The sequence below is a fragment of the Streptococcus sp. k-378 genome, from assembly GCF_013277505.1.
Classification (GTDB): Bacteria; Bacillota; Bacilli; order Lactobacillales; family Streptococcaceae; genus Streptococcus; species Streptococcus pseudopneumoniae.
Genome location: NZ_VMNC01000005.1, coordinates 1 through 2,688, shown reverse-complemented (window position 1 = coordinate 2,688; position 2,688 = coordinate 1). Strand labels below are relative to the sequence as shown.

The following is a 2,688-nucleotide window of genomic DNA, read 5'->3' as shown; positions in this document are numbered from 1 at the left end:
ATGACAAGCGATTTCTTTGTGGAGTGGTTCAAAACGCAACTCCTGCCTGCTTTGAAGACACCTCATGTTATTATCATGGACAATGCTAGTTTTGATCCCAAGAACATTTTGGATGAACTCTGCATCCAAGATAAACACTTTTTCTTACCTCTACCGCCTTATTCACCAGATTTGAATCCTATTGAGCAAGCTTGGGCTATCTTGAAAAAGAAAGTAACAGATTTATTAAGGGAAGTCCCAACTATTTTTGAATGTTTGGAACGCTTTTTTAAAACTAAATGACTATATAACTAGTTTTTCGCAATTTTTGAGACAGAAATGTGATTTTTGTGATAAAGTTCTATCATTACAAGTTCATTTGTGGTAATATGGAATAAATCATTTATGTATCCTTTCAGAAATGTGCTGTTTCTCTGAATATAAATGTCTTTTTCTCTTTAACTTAATTTTACAAATTGCTAAAGTCATTTAAGGACAGCTTTTTGAACAGTTGCTAGAAATGTAGAGGTATTGACCATGTATCAAAAGTTACTTAGAAAAATAGCAGAAGAAAAACCAAGTTATAACCAGGAAGAAATCCAGTGGCTACTTGATTATTTGGGAGATCCTTCTCCAGAAATTCGTGATGACCTTGTTTTTACAAGCTTTGCTAGAGGGATTCAGGAAGAGCTATTTACACAGGAACAATTTCATTTCATTGCTGAAGGGATTTCATCTGATGGAGGGTTAGATAAAGATATTGATAAGGTAGGCCTGTCAACCCTTGAACGTTCTTTTAGGGCGCTTATTTATGCAAATCTCTTGTCTGCAGATGCCAACCAGCAATCGATTTTTTATCAGGAATTAAATGCAGGAATTCGTAATGTCCTTTTAAATCAAGGTTTGTATTATCTTTCAAAAGAAAAGGATACAACGGGTTTTTCAAGTCAGTATGGTTGGGTTCATGCTTTTGCACATGGAGCCGATTTACTGACAGAGGTGGTTTGTCATCCCAACTTTCCTAAAAACAGAGTTCATGAAGTATTTGATATACTTGGACAACTATTTAAAAGAGTTTAGATTCGCTTTACAGATGATGAGGATTGGCGTTTAGCAAGAGTGATCTATGAACCTATTTTACAAGGGAAGTTAGCGCAAGAGCAAGTAGCTTCTTGGATAAAAGCTGTTGACTTTCCGATAGAAGAAAGGGAAGATTTTTATAAATTTTCCAACTTCAGATCCTGTCTGTTGGAAGTCTATGTCCAACTTGACCAGAGAAATAGTTTACAAGATGACTTGAAAGAAGCTATTCAATCTTTTCAATATTAGGTATTGCTAGTAGTTCTATGATTTTCAAAAAATTTCCAATCAATTTTCTTGAAACCCTTTCCTACTTTTGATAGACTAGTATCTAGTTTTTGAAAAAAGGAGAAAGAAAATGAAAAAATTTGTTGCTGAGTTAGTCGGTACGTTTATGCTTGTATTCGTCGGGACAGGAGCTGTTGTTTTTGGAAATGGTCTTGATGGCCTAGGTCACCTTGGAATCGCCTTTGCCTTTGGTTTGGCAATCGTGGTGGCAGCCTACTCAATCGGAACTGTTTCAGGTGCTCACTTGAACCCGGCTGTTTCGATTGCTATGTTTGTAAACAAACGTTTGTCATCTTCAGAACTTGTAAACTACATACTTGGTCAGGTTGTTGGAGCTTTCATCGCTTCTGGCGCAGTCTTCTTCCTCTTGGCTAACTCGGGTATGTCAACTGCTAGCCTTGGTGAAAATGCCTTGGCAAACGGTGTCACTATCTTTGGTGGTTTCTTGTTTGAAGTCATCGCAACTTTCTTGTTTGTATTGGTTATCATGACTGTGACATCAGCAAGCAAGGGCAATGGCGCGATTGCTGGTTTGGTAATCGGTTTGTCATTGATGGCGATGATTCTTGTGGGCTTGAACATTACTGGGCTTTCAGTAAATCCAGCCCGTAGCTTGGCACCAGCTGTTTTGGTAGGTGGCGCAGCCCTCCAACAAGTTTGGATTTTCATCCTTGCGCCAATCGTTGGTGGAGTTCTTGCAGCCCTTGTTGCTAAAAACTTCCTTGGAACAGAAGAATAATTGAAACTCAAAAAGCCTTGCTCCTCATCTCGAGGAACAGGGCTTTTTCGTAGTACGACGGGCATGTCGTGCATCTGAGGTGTAAGTCCTCGGTGGGCACCTGCTACCGGTGAACCCAATAGCGATTCCCAAGCCTGACTATCGTGAGGTAGCGGATTAAAACGGTCTGGGGATAGACCGTTTTAAGTCTGACACTGGAAATAAGAATCGTCAGAGGAAGGGATAGCGAAATCGTGGCTCTACGAACAGGAAGGTGATAGTAAGGCGTATATAGCGGATAAGGGGGCCAGAAACTCTAAAGTCCAAAAAGGTAGTCGTAACCCATATGCGTAAATCACGAGAGTAATTGAATTCGGACTAAGGTTTGTGTGAAAAAGATAAATCTTTCTAGAGTCTAAAGACTCTGCGTCAGATTTCCTATTTTCACTCTAACCTTTTAACGTCCTCATATCTTGTATAAACGAGGAAAGATGTAGGACTTATCCCGTGAGGTCTCATGAGCGCTGATACTGGACTAAAATCAAAAAACATCTTATAATAGTAGTTATGAAACTTACAAACGAAGAAACACAAAAAATTGAACAACTCCTAAGAGATTCATC

1 protein-coding gene and 2 pseudogenes are annotated in these 2,688 nt (G+C 39.0%); all 3 read left to right on the top strand.

The window, feature by feature from the left end; translation table 11 throughout:
• Positions 1 to 282, top strand: a pseudogene (locus tag HT719_RS00425) (IS630 family transposase); the annotation flags it as partial.
• A gap of 234 nt (positions 283 to 516) precedes the next feature.
• A pseudogene (locus HT719_RS00420) lies at positions 517 to 1,308 on the top strand (DUF2785 domain-containing protein).
• A 109-nt stretch (positions 1,309 to 1,417) separates the two neighbouring features.
• Entirely contained in the window at positions 1,418 to 2,086 is a 669-nt protein-coding gene (locus HT719_RS00415; protein WP_172927874.1) for an aquaporin, read from the top strand.
• Positions 2,087 to 2,688: the final 602 nt, after the last annotated feature.

What these genes read in the sequence shown, in the direction of transcription:
- HT719_RS00415 (WP_172927874.1), top strand. Translation starts at nt 1,418, where the DNA reads ATGAAAAAATTTGTTGCTGAGTTAGTCGGTACGTTTATGCTTGTATTC.